Genomic DNA, 19,554 nt, shown 5'->3' with positions numbered 1-19,554 from the left:
GGTTGCAGCCATAGAAAATTACTGGCCGCGTGCCAGTTGTGCGACACCCGCTTCGAGACTGGCCACATAGCTGAGCGACGCCTCTGTGGGGCAAACATATTTGATCCGGCCATCATGATCTGCCGTGTCGAGGGTGATCATTCCCTTATTTCTCATCTGGACCAGGCGGCGATAGGCTGTGGTTCGGGAGGGGTAGCGTATGTCATCCATAACCTCCTTTATGGTCAGCCGATCCTGAACATGCCACCTAAGAATGATATCATTTAACAATAGCTCTTCATCGGCTGCCAATGCGTCAAATGGCGAGAGTTCGCGTACTGCCCGCAAAAGGTTAAGTAGCCGAATGACTGGAAGAGATGTTTTCATAAGACGCCCTGTCATAGCCATTTGATCGGCCTCGCATAGCTCTCATTTTACATCAGTATAAATTGCATGTTTGAGCCATGCCGGGCGCAACATGGGAAGAAGCCAACTGCCCCATAAGGAGATAAAGGCGAGTTTTATACGCATGACTTGCGCAGAAAAATCGCTTCTTTTGCGAACAAATTTCAACGCCATGACAACAACGCCGCCGGCCATGTCTGACGGGCGGCGTAGTGTTTGTTTTAATTTGTTCTACAGCAGATGCTCAAACTCTGCATGTCAGCTAACTGGTCTGCGAATGAGGACGTCGCTCCAGATGTCATCATAGAGTTTGATAGCGTCTTCGCCGGCATCGTGACGCAGGCCTGGATGATCATCGATCCCGGTCTCTTGGACTGAGCAGCGAACTTTGTTCCAAATAAGCTAGAGAAACAAAGCGCGCGAAAGGCGAAACTCGCGCTAACATCTCCAATTTATCGATGTCAAAAAGCGGCCTAAAAACCGCCACTGGAGACTGGTGCCATTTTGGATGCGCCAAGGCGGCACATAGAAGCTGTCTCCAGCGCAACATCCAATGCGTCAAAACCCCCTAAAACTGCGCCCTTTCGGGCCCAGTCTGCGATTTTCATCATTGGAGATCAGCCGGTTAAAGGACTGTATGGTGCGCATTGCAGTCCTGGGCGAAGCCGTCTCCTTGGAAATTCCCTGCAATTATTGGGTATTTGGTGCGGCAAGGCGGCTGCTCGCTCTATCAATGAGCTATTCTGGGCACTTCTGGATGGCTTGGCCATTATGGGGCGTACAGCGAGCAGGGAATTTGCAGGGAATTGAGCAGGGAATTTTCGTGGCCGAGCCAGACCAATATGGACTGAATCTGGTTCAAAGAGAGGCAGCCCTGGCTCCAGTCCGCTCGACTGATTCGTTTTGGCAGCCCGGTTGATCGCAAACCGGGGCGATCTGTGTGCGTCTTGCCCGCCTATTGGGGCCCGGAACGGCATCTCAGTATCAAGCCCATGATAACGAACGCTTTTTTGAATGATACCACTTGCGCGATGCTCCTAATCGCGTCAATGTGAGGACAAGCGATACCGCAGCAGCACCATGTCAGCTGTGTAGCGGACCGCTCGCCCAGTGGGCCAATGAGCGCACTCACAGGGCTGGCAAGCCGGGGGTCACGCACCCTCAAGCTCTTATTATGAGTAAGGAGGCTTGAATGAGCCCATTGATCGACCGTCTGGTCGAGCTAATCCCGCTTGACCATTTGCGCCCATATCCGGGCAACCCACGTACCCACTCCAAACAACAGATCCGCCAGATCGCAGCGAGCATCAAGCGTTTCGGGTTTACGAGCCCACTGCTTGTCAGTGACGACATGGAAGTGATTGCAGGTTCAGCAAGGCTGCGTGCCGCGCACGAACTTGGCATGAAAGAAGTCCCAGTCATTCGCCTGTCGCATCTCAATGCAGACGAAAGGCGGGCCTATGTCATCGCAGACAATCAGCTTGCCCTGAAAGCCGGTTGGGATCAGGAACTTCTGGCAATGGAAGTGCAGGCGCTAATCAATCTCGACTTTGAGGTTGAGCCTTTGGGCTTTGATGTTCCTGAGATCGACATCATCCTCGAGAGCCATGCATCCACTCTGGTCTCGAAAGCGAACAAAGATGATATGGTCCCTGCGATCAGCGAGACTGAGGTAACCCGTCTCGGCGATATCTGGCAGCTTGGGCGCCATCGCCTTGTGTGCGGCGATGCCCGCGATGCAAGCGCTTATGATGCGCTGCTCGGTAATGAAGAGGTAGGGCTGATCTTTACAGACCCACCCTATAATGTTCCGATCAAGCGCAATGTCTCGGGCAAAGGCAAGGTGCGTCACGACAATTTTGCGCTAGCCACAGGTGAACTGAGCGAGGCTGAGTTCACGCTATTCTTAGAGACCAGTCTGGGCCTGGCGGCCGCACGCTGCCGGGACGGTGCCATTGCGTATATCTGCATGGACTGGCGGCATATGGACGGGCTGCTCGTTGCAGGCCGCCGGGTGTTCAGTGCGTTGAAGAACCTGTGCGTCTGGAACAAGAGTTTGGGATCGAACGGTACCTTCTACCGCTCGAAGCATGAACTCGTCTTTGTGTTCAAGGTCGGCACGGCTCCCCACGTCAACAATTTTGGACTGGGCGCCAATGGACGCTATCGCACCAATGTCTGGGACTATGCAGGCGCCAATGGCTTTGGGGCCAACAGGGAGGATGACCTTGCCATGCATCCCACGGTCAAGCCGGTGGAGCTTGTGAAGGACGCGATCCTCGATTGTTCAAAGCGCGGCGATATAATTCTGGATTGCTTTGCGGGCTCGGGGACTGTTCTGGCCGCGGCGCATAAGGTGGGGCGCATAGCCCGCCTTATCGAATATGATCCGGGCTATTGCGATGTGATCATCCAGCGATTTGAAAAGCTCACAGGCCAGCAGGCGATCCTCGTCTCAACCGGGCAGACCTCAGAAGAAGTCGCCGACGCACGCGTGGGCAATCTCGCGCAGGGAGACAGCCAATGAGCAAGAAGAAGTCTGGCGCCTATGAAATAGGCTATTGCAAGCCACCGGTTGCAACGCAGTTTAAGCCCGGCCAATCCGGAAATCCGGCAGGGGCCAAACGCAAGGCCGCACCTGGGTCGATATCACAGGCGCTGCATAATGCGCTGATGAAAAAGGAAAAGGTGGTCGTCAATGGACGTTGCAAACGTCTCTCACGCTGTGAGATCATCAGCGAAAAGTTAGCCATGCGCGCGACTAAAGGTGAGGCCGAGGCGATCCGCGATATCCTGCGATATGAACGCGAGCGTCTTCGCTATGCGCCGGCGCAACCGCCAGAGCCCGAACAAAGGCGCAAGGTGGTTGTGACCCTCAATCTCGGTGACGAAGAAGTGACCCGCAGGATCGAGGAGCGCATGATCGAAGATGGTATCAAAGCCGCACGGGAGAAGCTGGCAAACCAGCCACCTGATGATGAATGATCCTGACGAACGGGGAGCGCGGGCCGCGCTCCCCTTGTTAGAAATTGCTGATGATTTGCCGAGGCAGGTTCGTGCGGCTTTGCTTCCCGGCGTTCATTGCCCTCGGCGCATGATCCTTAAGGCGATAGAGAGCAGAAGCGAAATTGCCCCCAAAATGATCGCTGCGCCCAATACATCGCCCACAAAGATTGCGCTGATCGCCCGGAAATCGGGTTGCTGCGTGCCCATGATCCACATGAGTGTGTTCAGGACGATAGAATTGGCAGCAGCGCAACTGACCGACAGGGCGATCACATGCCAGCCATTCAAACCGACAAGATCATTGTCGATCCTGAAATAGTGACGGCACAACATGATGGCCACCCATGGCGCTAAGCCTGACGAAATGGAGAGCAATATCTCATAGAAGAGATCATCTTGAGGCTGGGTGAGATAGGCACCTAACATCAACCCTGCTGCGCCCCGACCACCAAAAATCAACACCGCCATGACGCGAAATGCTGCTGGCAGAAATATCCAATGCGCTCGCTCGGAAAAGGCCGTGTGCGCAAACAGCCACATGTTGACGTTGAACACGGCCCACCACAAGACAGCGGTGCCGCCGACAATCAATATCGCTCGCAACGAGCGTTCAAGGGTTGCAGCCATAGAAAATTACTGGCCGCGTGCCAGTTGTGCGACACCCGCTTCGAGACTGGCCACATAGCTGAGCGACGCCTCTGTGGGGCAAACATATTTGATCCGGCCATCATGATCTGCCGTGTCGAGGGTGATCATTCCCTTATTTCTCATCTGGACCAGGCGGCGATAGGCTGTGGTTCGGGAGGGGTAGCGTATGTCATCCATAACCTCCTTTATGGTCAGCCGATCCTGAACATGCCACCTAAGAATGATATCATTTAACAACAGCTCTTCATCGGCTGCCAATGCGTCAAATGGCGAGAGTTCGCGTACTGCCCGCAAAAGGTTGAGTAGCCGAATAACTGGAAGAGATGTTTTCATAAGACGCCCCGTCATAGCCATTTGAGCGGCCTCGCATAGCTCTCATTTTACATCAGTATAAATTGCATTTTTGAGCCATGCCGAGCGCAACATGGGGAGAAGCTAACTGCCTCATAAGGAGATAAAGGCCAGTTTGATACGCATCGCTTGCGTAGAATATCGCTTGCCATGCGGAGAAAAAAGGCGATAATACACGCAAAGGATGCGTAAAATATGATCTATATTCATCAATTGCCGCAATGGCCCGACTTCCAATGGCAAGAAGATGCGATTTCCACCCTATTGGCAACAGTCAGACACCGGCAGGGCCGCCTCATCGGCCGGATGGAAAGTCTAGGCTTTGAACTGCGCAATGAGGCCATACTCGCAACCCTCACCCAAGACGTTCTCAAATCGAGCGAAATAGAGGGCGAAGATCTCGACCATGATCAAGTCCGCTCCTCAATTGCGCGCCGATTGGGCATGGATATTGCGGGCCTTATACATTCAGACCGTAATGTCGAAGGCGTGGTTGAAATGATGCTCGATGCGACGCAAAATTTTGCCAAGCCCCTGACCCAAGAGCGCCTCTTCGACTGGCATATGGCCCTTTTTCCGACAGGCCGCAGCGGCATGACCCGGATCATTGTAGGCGCATGGCGTCTCGATCACGAAGGGCCCATGCAAGTTGTCTCAGGCCCCTATGGACGAGAAAAAATACATTATGAGGCGCCAAGCGCCAGCTTACTGGCCCAAGAAATGCACAGATTTTTGGATTGGTTTGACGGTAATGACAAGCATGACCCAGTGATTAAGGCTGCGATTGCGCATCTATGGTTTGTGACCATTCATCCCTTTGATGATGGCAATGGACGCATTGCGCGCGCCATCGCCGATATTGCCCTTGCGCGCTCAGAAGGCAGCTCCCAGCGATTTTATTCCATGTCCTCTGAGATCCGCCAGCGCCGCAAAAGCTATTATGATATTCTGGAAAAAACCCAAAAGAGCGATCTCGATATCACAAGCTGGCTGCTTTGGTTCCTTGACTGTCTCAATGGTGCGATCACCCGATCCGAAGATGAACTGCAAAATGTCATGTTCAAAGCACGCTTCTGGGAGAGCTTTCGCGAAAAGCCGATGAATGACCGCCAGCGCTTGATGCTGAATAAGCTCCTCGACAATTTCAAGGGCAAGCTGACCTCATCAAAATGGGCGCAACTTACCAAATGCTCGCACGATACAGCGCTCAGGGATATTGAGGCCTTGATCACCCTTGGCGTTTTGGAAAAAGAAGCGGCTGGAGGGCGCAGCACAAGTTACATATTGCGCACCGCCCTACCCGGCTGACCCGCTCTTTACCCCGAAAATTGACGATGCATCTCGTGGCTCTAATGACAACCGGCAGTTGCATTCTACCGACAGCGTCAATCTTGAACTTTACAACTACGCCGCCGGCCATGTCTGGCAGGCGGCGTAGCGTTTGGTTGAGCGTGCCTTACATCAGATGCTCAAACTCTGCATGCCAGCTATCTGGTCTGCGGATGAGGACATCGCTCCAGCTATCATCATAGAGTTTGACAGCGTCTTCGTCGGCGTCATGGGCGAGGCCTGGATGATCGTCGATCTTGGCTTCTTGGCGCTTATCGGTTGCATCCCAATGGCGGAACAGCGAGCCTGTCTTGCTGTCATCGAACATGTCGCGCAGCAGGCTGGTTACACTGTCATCGACTTCCTTGTGATGGAGACGATGCATTTGGGGCGATGCGTCATCTGTTAGCGGCTCGGCAGATACAACCGCCGCCTGTTTCAGGGCCTGCAGCGAGGCAGATGTGCTGGTTATGGCACTGGTTATGACGCTTGCTGCACTGGTCGCGGCATTTGTTGTGGCACTCGTTGCAGCACTGGCAGCAAGGCTGGCAGTCAGGCTCGTTGTGGCAGCTTCAATGTCTGTCACAAAGATATCCTGCGGCCGCAAGTTGCCCACAACATTGTCTGTGCCGCCATTGCCGGTGAACACGATGCGATGCTCAGACTGAAGTCCTGTAATGTCGACCGTATCGCTTGCCGTTGTCCCGTTCACTGTGATCGTGTTGAAGTTGAGGCTGGTCTGGTTGAAGTCGCCCACAACCTGGACCGTATCACCTGCAACTGTGCCGCCATTGGCCCCTGCAGGCGAGGTGACCCGGAGCGAACTCACCACAATCTCTTCAACATTATCAAGTTCAGCAATGACCGCACCATTGCGGGTAACCACAATCTCGCTGTTGGGGTTGATGACCAAACCTGCAATCGCCTGTTGGGCGGCAGCCCTGGTGTAGATCACAAAGTTCTCAGCGCCGGTAGCGGTGAGCAGCGTGAAGGTATCTTCACCTGCACCGCCATCGATAAAGTCACGGCCACCTGTATCCGAGGCCATGCTGATATTGTCATTGCCAAGCCCGCCAATGACAATGTCATTGCCAGCCCCGCCATTGATCGTATCAGCGCCGCCAAGCCCAAAGATCGCCTGTGAGCCTGCGCCGCCAGTGATGACATTGGCAGCACCCGTGCCTGCCACCACATTATAGCTTGATCCTAAGAAGCTCAGCGTCTCGATGGCTGTGAGCGTGTCAGTGCCTTCACCGCCAACCAGATCGCTGACGATGATCGCAGTCCCACTATGATCGATCGCATAGTTGGCAACAGCCTGTTCGAATGCAGCCGTGTCATTACCAGCGCCGCCGTTCAATGTATCTGCACCGCCACCGCCGCGAAGGATGTTCGCGCCATTATTGCCGGTGATGATGTTCGCAACCGCATTGCCGGTACCATTAATCGCAGCATTGCCGCTGAGCGTCAGGTTCTCGACATTGGCGCCCAGAACATAGCTCATCGATGCTGTGACCGTGTCTGTGCCTTCACCGGCCTGTTCCACGACCACATCGCCTACATTGTCGACCACATAGCGATCATTACCAATGCCGCCGATCATCGTGTCCGCGCCGGCCCTGCCATCGATCAGATCATTGCCAATGCCGCCCTGGATCCGGTTGGCAAGGCCATTGCCGGTTCCTGTAAAGGTTGCATCACCCACATAAGTGAGGTTCTCGACATTGTTGGTCAGGGTGTAGTTGTTGCGGGTCGTGCGCACCAGATCGATACCGGCATTGGCCGCCTCAGTGACCGTATCGGCAGCATTGTCGACGATATAGATATCATCGCCTGCACCGCCTGTCATACGGTCAACGCCTGACCCGCCATCCAGAAGGTCATTACCGGCATTGCCGTTCAATGTGTCATTACCGCCAAGCCCATAAATCTCATCATCGCCTGCAGTGCCGTTCAATGTGTTGGCAACAGCCGTCCCGTTGATGATGTTGACAAGGGCCTGGGTCGTAAAGGCATAGGTTGCCAATGCGGCTGCGGCATTGCCTGCTGTATCGAGCACCGCGCCTTGCGGCACGGTCAGACGATATTGCGTTCCCCCATTCAGCGATGCGGTCGGATCGATCGTCAGGGTCGAACCTGTAAAGCTCAGCCTGTTGCTGGTTGCAACATTGAAGCTCTCCACCAGCACACCTGCAGCAGTGCGCAGTTCAATCACGCCAGTGCCTGCACGTATGGCTTCTGAGTATGCCAGCGTGATGTTGGTTGCGACTGCAGCACCGATGCTGTCTGCAACAGGGGTGATGGTGGTCAACACAGGCGCACGGGTATCAACCAACTGTGCTGCTGCATTGACAGCTGCGTTCGCATTGCCGGCCTTGTCGATGACCGCTGCTGCGTTCAACGATAGCGCAAGGCTGCCTTCAAAGCCTGCAGTAGGCGCAACCGCAACCACATAGCTTGTACCGCTACCGGTCACAGAGCTGACCGTACCATTGGTGACGGCAAAGTCATTGGCCGCAAGCCCGGTGACGGTCTCGCTAAACGTAACCGTGTAAAGAACCGTCCCTGTCGCAGTGCCAGGAACATTATCTGTAATGATAGCAGTAGGCGCAATGGTCTCTGGAGCCACGGTCAGGTTGAAGTCATCGCTAACGGTCAAGCCGCCAACATCGGTTGCGGTTACCCGCACAGACACGGTACCGACATCGCCTCTGAGCGGTGTACCGCTGAAGGTCATCGTTGCTGGATTGAACGAGAGCCAAGCCGGCAGCGGGCTGCCATCAGCAAGGCTTGCGCTCAAGCTCAGCACATCGCCCGGATCCACATCAGCAAAGCTGCCTGCCGGCACCACAAAGCTGAACGGAGCATCTTCAGTCGCAGACTGATCGGCGATCAGCGCTGCGATCACGGGCGCATCGTTCACATTGGCGATGGCCGCAGTCGGAGCGCTCACAAACTCGCTCGTGCCGCCCAACGCATCGGTGGTTGTTGCAACCACACGCAGATACTTGCCAACCTGGCTCTGATCCGACGCGATTGCGTAGGTTACAGCAGTTGCACCGCTAAGATCGGTCCATCCGTCGGTGCCATTGGCGGAGATCTGCCACTGATATGTGGTGCCCGTGATGGCTCCATCAACATCTGTAACATTTACATCAACGCCAACGGTTCCGCCTTCGGCGACCGTTCCGATTACAGCTACGCTGCCGGTCGCTTCATCCTCAACCGGGTTCACGGTCAGTACGAACGTGTCTGAAGCGGTCAGGCCGCCATCTGAGGCTGTGACGGTGAGGCTGATATCGCCGTTAAAGTTCGGCGTTGGCGTTCCGCTAAAGGTGCGGGTTGCCGCATCGAAGGCCAGCCAAGCCGGCAGCGCGTCGCCATTGGCCAGCTTCGCCGAGTAGGTGAGTATATCACCGTCGACATCGCTGAACGTGCCGGCAGGAACCTGATAGCTCCAGGCTGTGTCTTCATTGACGCTTTGATCGGTGATCGCAGCTGCGACCACGGGAGCGTCGTTGACCGCATTGACGGTGAGAACGAACTCATCCGAAGCCGTTAGGCTGCCATCTGAGGCTGTGACGGTGAGGCTGATATTACCGTTAAAATCCTGAGGCGGCGTTCCGCTAAAGGTGCGGGTTGCTGCATCAAAGCTCAGCCAGGTCGGCAGCGGGTCGCCATTGGCGAGCGTTGCCGTGTAGGTGAGCGTATCGCCATCGACATCGCTGAAGGTGCCTGCAGGAACCTGATAGCTCCAAGCTGTGTCTTCATTGCCGCTTTGATCGGCAATCGCGGTTGCAACGACAGGCGCATCGTTCACATTGGCAATTGCCGCAGTTGCTGCGCTGGTGAACGCAGTGGTTCCGCCAAGTGCATCAGTGGTGGTTGCAACCACACGCAGATACTTGCCAACCTCACTTTGATCGGAGGCGATCTGATAGTTTGCAGATGTTCCGCCTGCGATGTTGGTCCAACCGCCCACACCATTGGCTGAGATCTGCCACTGATAGCTGGTCGCCACAATCGCACCGTCGACATCGCTGGCCGAGAGATCAGCTGTGACCAAGCCGCCTTCAGCGACCGCACCAGCAACGACAAGCGTACCGGTTGCTTCATCCTCAACAGGGTTCACAGTTAGCACGAATGTATCTGAAGCAGTCAGTCCGCTCGGGTCAGACGCTGTGACGGTCAGGCTAATGTTGCCGTTGAAGTTCAGCGGCGGTGTGCCTGAGAAGGTCTGCGAAGCTGCATCAAATTTGAGCCATTGCGGAAGCGCTGAGCCATCGCCCGAGGTGGCACTGTAGGTAAGTACATCGCCGTCTACATCGCTGAATGTATCAGCCGGGACTTGGTAAATCCAAGCCATATCCTCTGTAATTTGTTTTGCAACTGCAGGCGAGTTCAACTCCGGCTCTGTGTTAACAAGTTTTACGATCTGATCATCAAAGCGAACAACCTCGACACTAACCAGATGGTCAATCCCATCTGGACCGATAAGGTTATAAGCACCGTTTGCTAAAGCCGTGAGTGTATAGTTTGAGCGCAAACCCGACACTATCAGAGTATCATTACCGACACCTCCGTCGATCTGATCACTACCGGCATCTACGATGAAGGTATCGCGTCCTGCACCGCCTGTGAGGGTGTCGTTTCCAGCACCGCCGGTGAGCCTGTCGTCACCAGCACCGCCTGTGAGCGTGTCGTTGAAGGTCGAGCCTATGAGCTGGGTGGCAGCACCGATATTAGTGACTGTGAAACCGCGATTGCCAGAGGCAGCCGAAAGGTCAACGGCAAAGCCGTTGCTGGTAAGGTTGACGGTCGAATAGTTGTTGTAGGTTGCCGATGTAGCAGTCCAGTCCGCTCCCAGTGTCGCGTTAAAGACTAGCCGCGGATAGATTCCCTGGCGTTCGGCATCAGAGGTGCCGTTAGCCTGAAGCACGTCAGCGCCAAGACCGAGATCTGTGATCATGTCGACGTTGAAGACACTGTAGTCATAGGTGGTAACAAAGGTATCAGCCCCTGCGCCGCCGGTGAGCGTGTCCTGGCCAGAGCCGCCGTGGAGCGTGTCGTTGCCAGCAAGGCCAATGATCGTGTCGTTGCCAGAGCCTCCGGTGAGAGCGTCATCGAAGGCGGAGCCGGTCAGCGTCACACCTACACTGCTATTATTGGAGACGCCGAACCCGCTGCCGGTCGTGATTGCTGACAGGTCGACGTTATAGCCGTTCGCATTGATATTGACGCCGCCATCTATCTGAAGGTCGGCAGCTACTGCGGTCCAGTCAGCGCCGAGCGTCAAACCGGCACCAGCGCCTGCAGCAACGGTCAGGACATCGTTGCCGTTGCCAAAGTCTGTGATCTGATCACTACCGGCATCTACGATGAAGGTATCGCGTCCTGCACCGCCTGTGAGGGTGTCGTTTCCAGCACCGCCGGTGAGCCTGTCGTCACCAGCACCGCCTGTGAGCGTGTCGTTGAAGGTCGAGCCTATGAGCTGGGTGGCAGCACCGATATTAGTGACTGTGAAACCGCGATTGCCAGAGGCAGCCGAAAGGTCAACGGCAAAGCCGTTGCTGGTAAGGTTGACGGTCGAATAGTTGTTGTAGGTTGCCGATGTAGCAGTCCAGTCCGCTCCCAGTGTCGCGTTAAAGACTAGCCGCGGATAGATTCCCTGGCGTTCGGCATCAGAGGTGCCGTTAGCCTGAAGCACGTCAGCGCCAAGACCGAGATCTGTGATCATGTCGACGTTGAAGACACTGTAGTCATAGGTGGTAACAAAGGTATCAGCCCCTGCGCCGCCGGTGAGCGTGTCCTGGCCAGAGCCGCCGTGGAGCGTGTCGTTGCCAGCAAGGCCAATGATCGTGTCGTTGCCAGAGCCTCCGGTGAGAGCGTCATCGAAGGCGGAGCCGGTCAGCGTCACACCTACACTGCTATTATTGGAGACGCCGAACCCGCTGCCGGTCGTGATTGCTGACAGGTCGACGTTATAGCCGTTCGCATTGATATTGACGCCGCCATCTATCTGAAGGTCGGCAGCTACTGCGGTCCAGTCAGCGCCGAGCGTCAAACCGGCACCAGCGCCTGCAGCAACGGTCAGGACATCGTTGCCGTTGCCAAAGTCTGTGATCTGATCACTACCGGCATCTACGATGAAGGTATCGCGTCCTGCACCGCCTGTGAGGGTGTCGTTTCCAGCACCGCCGGTGAGCCTGTCGTCACCAGCACCGCCTGTGAGCGTGTCGTTGAAGGTCGAGCCTATGAGCTGGGTGGCAGCACCGATATTAGTGACTGTGAAACCGCGATTGCCAGAGGCAGCCGAAAGGTCAACGGCAAAGCCGTTGCTGGTAAGGTTGACGGTCGAATAGTTGTTGTAGGTTGCCGATGTAGCAGTCCAGTCCGCTCCCAGTGTCGCGTTAAAGACTAGCCGCGGATAGATTCCCTGGCGTTCGGCATCAGAGGTGCCGTTAGCCTGAAGCACGTCAGCGCCAAGACCGAGATCTGTGATCATGTCGACGTTGAAGACACTGTAGTCATAGGTGGTAACAAAGGTATCAGCCCCTGCGCCGCCGGTGAGCGTGTCCTGGCCAGAGCCGCCGTGGAGCGTGTCGTTGCCAGCAAGGCCAATGATCGTGTCGTTGCCAGAGCCTCCGGTGAGAGCGTCATCGAAGGCGGAGCCGGTCAGCGTCACACCTACACTGCTATTATTGGAGACGCCGAACCCGCTGCCGGTCGTGATTGCTGACAGGTCGACGTTATAGCCGTTCGCATTGATATTGACGCCGCCATCTATCTGAAGGTCGGCAGCTACTGCGGTCCAGTCAGCGCCGAGCGTCAAACCGGCACCAGCGCCTGCAGCAACGGTCAGGACATCGTTGCCGTTGCCAAAGTCTGTGATCTGATCACTACCGGCATCTACGATGAAGGTATCGCGTCCTGCACCGCCTGTGAGGGTGTCGTTTCCAGCACCGCCGGTGAGCCTGTCGTCACCAGCACCGCCTGTGAGCGTGTCGTTGAAGGTCGAGCCTATGAGCTGGGTGGCAGCACCGATATTAGTGACTGTGAAACCGCGATTGCCAGAGGCAGCCGAAAGGTCAACGGCAAAGCCGTTGCTGGTAAGGTTGACGGTCGAATAGTTGTTGTAGGTTGCCGATGTAGCAGTCCAGTCCGCTCCCAGTGTCGCGTTAAAGACTAGCCGCGGATAGATTCCCTGGCGTTCGGCATCAGAGGTGCCGTTAGCCTGAAGCACGTCAGCGCCAAGACCGAGATCTGTGATCATGTCGACGTTGAAGACACTGTAGTCATAGGTGGTAACAAAGGTATCAGCCCCTGCGCCGCCGGTGAGCGTGTCCTGGCCAGAGCCGCCGTGGAGCGTGTCGTTGCCAGCAAGGCCAATGATCGTGTCGTTGCCAGAGCCTCCGGTGAGAGCGTCATCGAAGGCGGAGCCGGTCAGCGTCACACCTACACTGCTATTATTGGAGACGCCGAACCCGCTGCCGGTCGTGATTGCTGACAGGTCGACGTTATAGCCGTTCGCATTGATATTGACGCCGCCATCTATCTGAAGGTCGGCAGCTACTGCGGTCCAGTCAGCGCCGAGCGTCAAACCGGCACCAGCGCCTGCAGCAACGGTCAGGACATCGTTGCCGTTGCCAAAGTCTGTGATCTGATCACTACCGGCATCTACGATGAAGGTATCGCGTCCTGCACCGCCTGTGAGGGTGTCGTTTCCAGCACCGCCGGTGAGCCTGTCGTCACCAGCACCGCCTGTGAGCGTGTCGTTGAAGGTCGAGCCTATGAGCTGGGTGGCAGCACCGATATTAGTGACTGTGAAACCGCGATTGCCAGAGGCAGCCGAAAGGTCAACGGCAAAGCCGTTGCTGGTAAGGTTGACGGTCGAATAGTTGTTGTAGGTTGCCGATGTAGCAGTCCAGTCCGCTCCCAGTGTCGCGTTAAAGACTAGCCGCGGATAGATTCCCTGGCGTTCGGCATCAGAGGTGCCGTTAGCCTGAAGCACGTCAGCGCCAAGACCGAGATCTGTGATCATGTCGACGTTGAAGACACTGTAGTCATAGGTGGTAACAAAGGTATCAGCCCCTGCGCCGCCGGTGAGCGTGTCCTGGCCAGAGCCGCCGTGGAGCGTGTCGTTGCCAGCAAGGCCAATGATCGTGTCGTTGCCAGAGCCTCCGGTGAGAGCGTCATCGAAGGCGGAGCCGGTCAGCGTCACACCTACACTGCTATTATTGGAGACGCCGAACCCGCTGCCGGTCGTGATTGCTGACAGGTCGACGTTATAGCCGTTCGCATTGATATTGACGCCGCCATCTATCTGAAGGTCGGCAGCTACTGCGGTCCAGTCAGCGCCGAGCGTCAAACCGGCACCAGCGCCTGCAGCAACGGTCAGGACATCGTTGCCGTTGCCAAAGTCTGTGATCTGATCACTACCGGCATCTACGATGAAGGTATCGCGTCCTGCACCGCCTGTGAGGGTGTCGTTTCCAGCACCGCCGGTGAGCCTGTCGTCACCAGCACCGCCTGTGAGCGTGTCATTGCTTTCTAAACCGAGAAGGTCCGCACTCTCTGGGCCGGCTAACAAACTGTCCGGCCCTACTGTACCAATGATCTCATTGCGATCGGCAACGCTGACCCTAATCAGTTGATCGCTGAATGTGATCCCATCACTAACGCGAACTTGGACTTCATAAACATTATTCGCGTCCATATCAGCGGGTGCCTCAAAGTCAGGTGCGACCTTGAAACCTAGTGCACCAGTCGAATGGTCAATTTGGAACAGCGCTGCATCGGCGCCGCCAGAAATCGAATAGACCAAAGTAGCGTTCACATTGAGCGAAGTTGCAACCATCTGCATCACAAAGGTGCTATTCTCGGCAATGCTGACTGTCGCCGCATCCGCACCGCCATTCGAAATGATCAGCGGCTTGCCATCTGCGGCATAGAGTATTCCACCAATGTTCAGGCGCTCGACAGCGACCAATGTGTCTGTGCCGTTCGGGTTGCCGGGACGATTGTCCGCTACAGTGACGCTGCCTTCAGGATTTGTTGTAACGGTGTAATCGCTAGGCGAACCGTCATAGACTGAAGTGTCAATACCTTCGCCGCCGTTGAGGCTGTCATTGCCGCCAGAGCCGGTCAAGATATCGTCACCGGTCAAACCATCGAAGACGTCATCGCGATTGCTACCCACAAGCTGGTCATCTCCTGCGCTTCCTAAGAACGTGATGCTCCCCGGATCGAACCCACCGAAGTTGAATGCTGTGAGTTCTGCGGCATTGACGTTTTTGAGGATAGCCAGCGTTGTGAAGTTTGCACTGTTGCCCGCAGCGCCATCTCTGTTGACCTGCAGCAGTGTATCTGCGCCTGACTGGACTATGCGCAAAAAGCCGCTTTGACCGAACGGATTACTGAGACCATCCCATCCGACTAGTTGGCCATTTTGCAACTGCGACCAGTCCAGAATGTCGCCCTGCAAACCGGCTGCAAAGTCGGTAATGGTCACGATACCATTGACCACACGAAACTCGACACGGTCTTGGCCGGCGCCAAGGGCTATTTGCGCACCTGTGTTGGTCAAAGCCTCTAGAAAGACAACATCGTTCCCTTCTCCAAGATCAACGTTCAAGGCCCCCGAACCGAGGGCTAACAGGCGAAGAGAATCGTCACCAGATCCGGCATCAATCTGTCGACTGTCGGACCCAACACTATAACTATACATGCTATCGTTGCCGGCCCCGCCTCGCATCACGTCGGAACCTGCAGAAGCGTTGACGAAGTCGTTACCGTCGCCGCCATCAAGAATATCGTCACCATCCATACCATCGATGGAATCGCCGTCTGCGCCTCCATAGATAATGTCGTTGCCGCCATCACCAATGATGTAATCAAATCCATCACCACCATTCACGATGTCGTCACCCGCACGGCCAAAGATCGTGTCGCTGCCGCCAAGGCCGTTGATCGTATCTGCTCCCGCAGAACCCGTCAGCGTCTCACCCGCTTCCGTACCTTCGATCAACTGTCCAACAGCTGAACTGCCATCCGGGCTGTACCCACCGAAGTTGAATGCTGTGAGTTCTGCGGCATTGACGTTTTTGAGGATAGCCAGCGTTGTGAAGTTTGCACTGTTGCCCGCAGCGCCATCTCTGTTGACCTGCAGCAGTGTATCTGCGCCTGACTGGACTATGCGCAAAAAGCCGCTTTGACCGAACGGATTACTGAGACCATCCCATCCGACTAGTTGGCCATTTTGCAACTGCGACCAGTCCAGAATGTCGCCCTGCAAACCGGCTGCAAAGTCGGTAATGGTCACGATACCATTGACCACACGAAACTCGACACGGTCTTGGCCGGCGCCAAGGGCTATTTGCGCACCTGTGTTGGTCAAAGCCTCTAGAAAGACAACATCGTTCCCTTCTCCAAGATCAACGTTCAAGGCCCCCGAACCGAGGGCTAACAGGCGAAGAGAATCGTCACCAGATCCGGCATCAATCTGTCGACTGTCGGACCCAACACTATAACTATACATGCTATCGTTGCCGGCCCCGCCTCGCATCACGTCGGAACCTGCAGAAGCGTTGACGAAGTCGTTACCGTCACCGCCATCAAGAATATCGTCACCATCCATACCATCGATGGAATCGCCGTCTGCGCCTCCATAGATAATGTCGTTGCCGCCATCACCGATGATGTAATCAAATCCATCACCACCATTCACGATGTCGTCACCCGCACGGCCAAAGATCGTGTCGCTGCCGCCAAGGCCGTTGATCGTATCTGCTCCCGCAGAACCCGTCAGCGTCTCACCCGCTTCCGTACCTTCGATCAACTGTCCAACAGCTGAACTGCCATCCGGGCTGTACCCACCGAAGTTGAATGCTGTGAGTTCTGCGGCATTGACGTTTTTGAGGATAGCCAGCGTTGTGAAGTTTGCACTGTTGCCCGCAGCGCCATCTCTGTTGACCTGCAGCAGTGTATCTGCGCCTGACTGGACTATGCGCAAAAAGCCGCTTTGACCGAACGGATTACTGAGACCATCCCATCCGACTAGTTGGCCATTTTGCAACTGCGACCAGTCCAGAATGTCGCCCTGCAAACCGGCTGCAAAGTCGGTAATGGTCACGATACCATTGACCACACGAAACTCGACACGGTCTTGGCCGGCGCCAAGGGCTATTTGCGCACCTGTGTTGGTCAAAGCCTCTAGAAAGACAACATCGTTCCCTTCTCCAAGATCAACGTTCAAGGCCCCCGAACCGAGGGCTAACAGGCGAAGAGAATCGTCACCAGATCCGGCATCAATCTGTCGACTGTCGGACCCAACACTATAACTATACATGCTATCGTTGCCGGCCCCGCCTCGCATCACGTCGGAACCTGCAGAAGCGTTGACGAAGTCGTTACCGTCACCGCCATCAAGAATATCGTCACCATCCATACCATCGATGGAATCGCCGTCTGCGCCTCCATAGATAATGTCGTTGCCGCCATCACCGATGATGTAATCAAATCCATCACCACCATTCACGATGTCGTCACCCGCACGGCCAAAGATCGTGTCGTTGCCGCCAAGGCCGTTGATCGTATCTGCTCCCGCAGAACCCGTCAGCGTCTCACCCGCTTCCGTACCTTCGATCAACTGTCCAACAGCCCCTGTCACATTAAGTGCAAAAACATCAGTAGCACTGGCCAAGCCATCCGATACAGTTACGAGAACATTGAATACTCCGAGCGCATTCAGTGGCGGTGTTCCTGAAAACGTGCGGGTTGGCGCATCAAAAAAAAGCCAGTCAGGCAACGGGGCGCCATTGGCCAAAGTAGCACTATAGATTAGCAAATCACCATCGACATCGCTGAACGTGCCTGCAGGAACCTGATAGCTCCAGGCTGTGTCTTCATTGACGCTCTGATCGGCAATCGCAGCTGCGACCACAGGTGCGTCGTTGATATTGATGACTGCGCTAGAGGGTTGGGAGTAGACGGTTTCAACTGTTCCAAGACCGTCGGTGTAAACAGCTGCGACCCTGACTAGGTTGCCAACATCGGCATCGCCAAGCGTGTAACTCGCTGCATTGGCGCCTGTAACATCAAGCCAAGCCAGCCCTCTATCAATTGACCGCTGCCACTGCCAGTTGATTGAGCCAACTCCTTCTGGATCACTGATCAAACTCGCGTCGGCGTAAAGTGTACGCCCCTGCGTAAAATCGGATGTGCCGGCAACGATCCCGGGCGTAACAGTAGTGGTTGTATCTGAGTATTCGATTACATACCCATTTCCGTAGAATACCGAACTATAAGCACTGCTGTTTCCGCCTGCGCCTCCTCTAAACCATTGCTCGTCTAGTGTCTGGATGGCTAGGATGTTTTTGGCAGGGCCGCGCGTGATAGACAGATAGTCGTCACCAGGCTGCCAGCCAGAGTAAGTCTGGTTCCAGCCCGTTGAGACCAAAAACTCTCGAGCATTTGTCCCTTCCTCTGGACCGTTCAGCCAAACATAGTTTCCTTCGACTGCCTTATCGTTTGCTCCGATCCAAACGTCACTTGCATCCCACCCGACGGTAATCAGGTTCATATGCGACCCGATGAAGTTCAATTCAGCAATCGAAGTCACGGTTACGAGGTAACCCTGCGTGCCTGCCAAGGTGCTCTGGTTTGCGAGACTAAATGCGGTGTGCCAGGTAACATCGGTATTCACAAATTCGTAGATATGCCCATTTCCGCCTTGAGCAGGGTCCCAATAGAATTGGATTGAAGGGTTTGTGATATCTGAAACATTGAGAGCACGAGTAGTAGTTTGGCTAGCTTGCGATAGCATGTTCACGGTCCCGCTCGGCCTGTCATTGGCGTTGGTCACAGCTACCGCAATCTGCTGCGTGTCTGTTAAAATTCCATCGCTGACTTGAACGACGACATCGTAGCGATTGTCACCATTGCTATCGCCCGCACTTTCGAAATCAGGGGCCGTTTTGAAACTCAGTGCACCTGTTGCAGCATCGACCATGAACAGTGCCGCATCCGCGCCGCCGGAAATTGAGTAATTCAATGTCGTGTTGGGATCGACATCGGTGGCCGCAACGGTGGTGACCGCCGTGGTGTTCTCCGAGACGGTGATGTTAGCAATGCTATCGCCGCTATTAGAAGTGATCAGTGGTGCGTTGTTGATGTTGATGACTGGGGTAGAACTCGCTGAAGTTACCGTTTCCGACGTACCGCTGCCGTCAGTATAGCTTCCGCTCACTCTGATTAAATTTCCTACATCGGCCTGTGCCAACATGTAGCTTGCTGTGGTTGCTCCCGGAATGTTGATCCATGTCAGCCCACCGTCGGTCGAACGCTGCCACGCCAAACTCACAGCGCCCATGCCATCTGGATCTGTGATTAGCGATATATCAGCAAAAAGCTCCCGACCTTCTACATAATCGCTCGATGTTGCAGGGATTGCTGGCGTGCTGTCAGATACAGTGCCTGAATACTCAACTACAGAGGCTTGATTGAGCGAAGTTGGATAATCAAAAAATAGGCCGTTGCCGCGTTGCCAATGCAGAACAGCATAATCTTCATCACCAAGGTTGTTCGGCTCACCTGCGGCCCATAAGCTCGCATCCACCAGTTGGCCTGCTTCAGGGCCGGCAACCCAGCGCCAGACCCCCTCCACAGCGCTATCACTGGCAGCAACCCATGGAATGCCTCGCTCAGAAAGATTGTAGAGGGCTCCAAAAGCGCCCCAAACAGCCGCCAACTCACTCTGTGTCGTCACTGTAGCAAGATAACCGGGGACGCCGGCAATAGAACGACTTGTTGCTTGCGATGCAGCCTGTTGCCATGACG

Annotated in this window: 8 protein-coding genes and 1 pseudogene; 4 read left to right on the top strand and 5 right to left on the bottom strand. The window is 55.2% G+C overall.

Features of this window, described 5'->3' with window-relative positions; translation table 11 throughout:
• Positions 1–18 precede the first annotated feature (18 nt).
• Both RSE16_07445 and RSE16_07440 read right to left on the bottom strand, forming a co-directional pair.
• Positions 19–366 (bottom strand): hypothetical protein, encoded by a 348-nt coding sequence (locus RSE16_07445; protein WRH74570.1) that lies wholly within the window; start codon positions 364–366, stop codon positions 19–21.
• Positions 367–408: 42 nt separating this feature from the next.
• Positions 409–579, bottom strand: coding sequence for a hypothetical protein (locus RSE16_07440; GenBank protein WRH74569.1), 171 nt, complete (start codon positions 577–579; stop codon positions 409–411).
• Positions 580–1,576: 997 nt separating this feature from the next.
• On the opposite strand from RSE16_07440, the gene RSE16_07435 reads away from it, so the two are divergent.
• A complete protein-coding gene (locus tag RSE16_07435) occupies positions 1,577–2,911 on the top strand; it encodes a DNA methyltransferase (GenBank protein WRH74568.1) in 1,335 nt (444 codons plus the stop codon).
• A complete protein-coding gene (locus tag RSE16_07430; protein ID WRH74567.1) occupies positions 2,908–3,369 on the top strand; it encodes a DUF5681 domain-containing protein in 462 nt (153 codons plus the stop codon). Before RSE16_07435 ends, RSE16_07430 begins: the two co-directional genes overlap by 4 nt.
• Before the next feature lie 93 nt (positions 3,370–3,462).
• On the opposite strand, the gene RSE16_07425 is transcribed toward RSE16_07430, so the two are convergent.
• Both RSE16_07425 and RSE16_07420 read right to left on the bottom strand, forming a co-directional pair.
• Entirely contained in the window at positions 3,463–4,017 is a 555-nt protein-coding gene (locus tag RSE16_07425) for a hypothetical protein (GenBank protein WRH74566.1), read from the bottom strand.
• 6 nt (positions 4,018–4,023) lie between these two features.
• Positions 4,024–4,371 (bottom strand): hypothetical protein, encoded by a 348-nt coding sequence (locus tag RSE16_07420; GenBank protein ID WRH74565.1) that lies wholly within the window; start codon positions 4,369–4,371, stop codon positions 4,024–4,026.
• A 213-nt stretch (positions 4,372–4,584) separates the two neighbouring features.
• Here RSE16_07420 and RSE16_07415 point away from each other — a divergent pair.
• Positions 4,585–4,824: pseudogene (locus tag RSE16_07415) on the top strand (DUF4172 domain-containing protein).
• A gap of 63 nt (positions 4,825–4,887) precedes the next feature.
• Positions 4,888–5,697, top strand: a complete 810-nt coding sequence (locus tag RSE16_07410) for a Fic family protein (protein WRH77319.1) — start codon at positions 4,888–4,890, stop codon at positions 5,695–5,697.
• Between the two features lie 148 nt (positions 5,698–5,845).
• Here RSE16_07410 and RSE16_07405 read toward each other — a convergent pair whose 3' ends face one another.
• Positions 5,846–19,381, bottom strand: coding sequence for a putative Ig domain-containing protein (locus RSE16_07405; GenBank protein ID WRH74564.1), 13,536 nt, complete (start codon positions 19,379–19,381; stop codon positions 5,846–5,848).
• Between the last annotated feature and the right edge of the window lie 173 nt (positions 19,382–19,554).

The sequence above is a fragment of the Sphingobium sp. genome, assembly GCA_035196065.1.
Classification (GTDB): domain Bacteria; phylum Pseudomonadota; class Alphaproteobacteria; order Sphingomonadales; family Sphingomonadaceae; genus Sphingorhabdus_B; species Sphingorhabdus_B rara.
Note: the sequence above shows the minus strand (reverse complement) of the source record. Positions and strands in the feature narration are given on the sequence as shown.

What these genes read in the sequence shown, in the direction of transcription:
- RSE16_07425 (WRH74566.1), bottom strand. Translation starts at nt 4,017, where the DNA reads ATGGCTGCAACCCTTGAACGCTCGTTGCGAGCGATATTGATTGTCGGC.
- RSE16_07410 (WRH77319.1), top strand. Translation starts at nt 4,888, where the DNA reads ATGATGCTCGATGCGACGCAAAATTTTGCCAAGCCCCTGACCCAAGAG.
- RSE16_07430 (WRH74567.1), top strand. Translation starts at nt 2,908, where the DNA reads ATGAGCAAGAAGAAGTCTGGCGCCTATGAAATAGGCTATTGCAAGCCA.
- RSE16_07420 (WRH74565.1), bottom strand. Translation starts at nt 4,371, where the DNA reads ATGAAAACATCTCTTCCAGTTATTCGGCTACTCAACCTTTTGCGGGCA.
- RSE16_07445 (WRH74570.1), bottom strand. Translation starts at nt 366, where the DNA reads ATGAAAACATCTCTTCCAGTCATTCGGCTACTTAACCTTTTGCGGGCA.
- RSE16_07435 (WRH74568.1), top strand. Translation starts at nt 1,577, where the DNA reads ATGAGCCCATTGATCGACCGTCTGGTCGAGCTAATCCCGCTTGACCAT.
- RSE16_07440 (WRH74569.1), bottom strand. Translation starts at nt 579, where the DNA reads ATGGCCGGCGGCGTTGTTGTCATGGCGTTGAAATTTGTTCGCAAAAGA.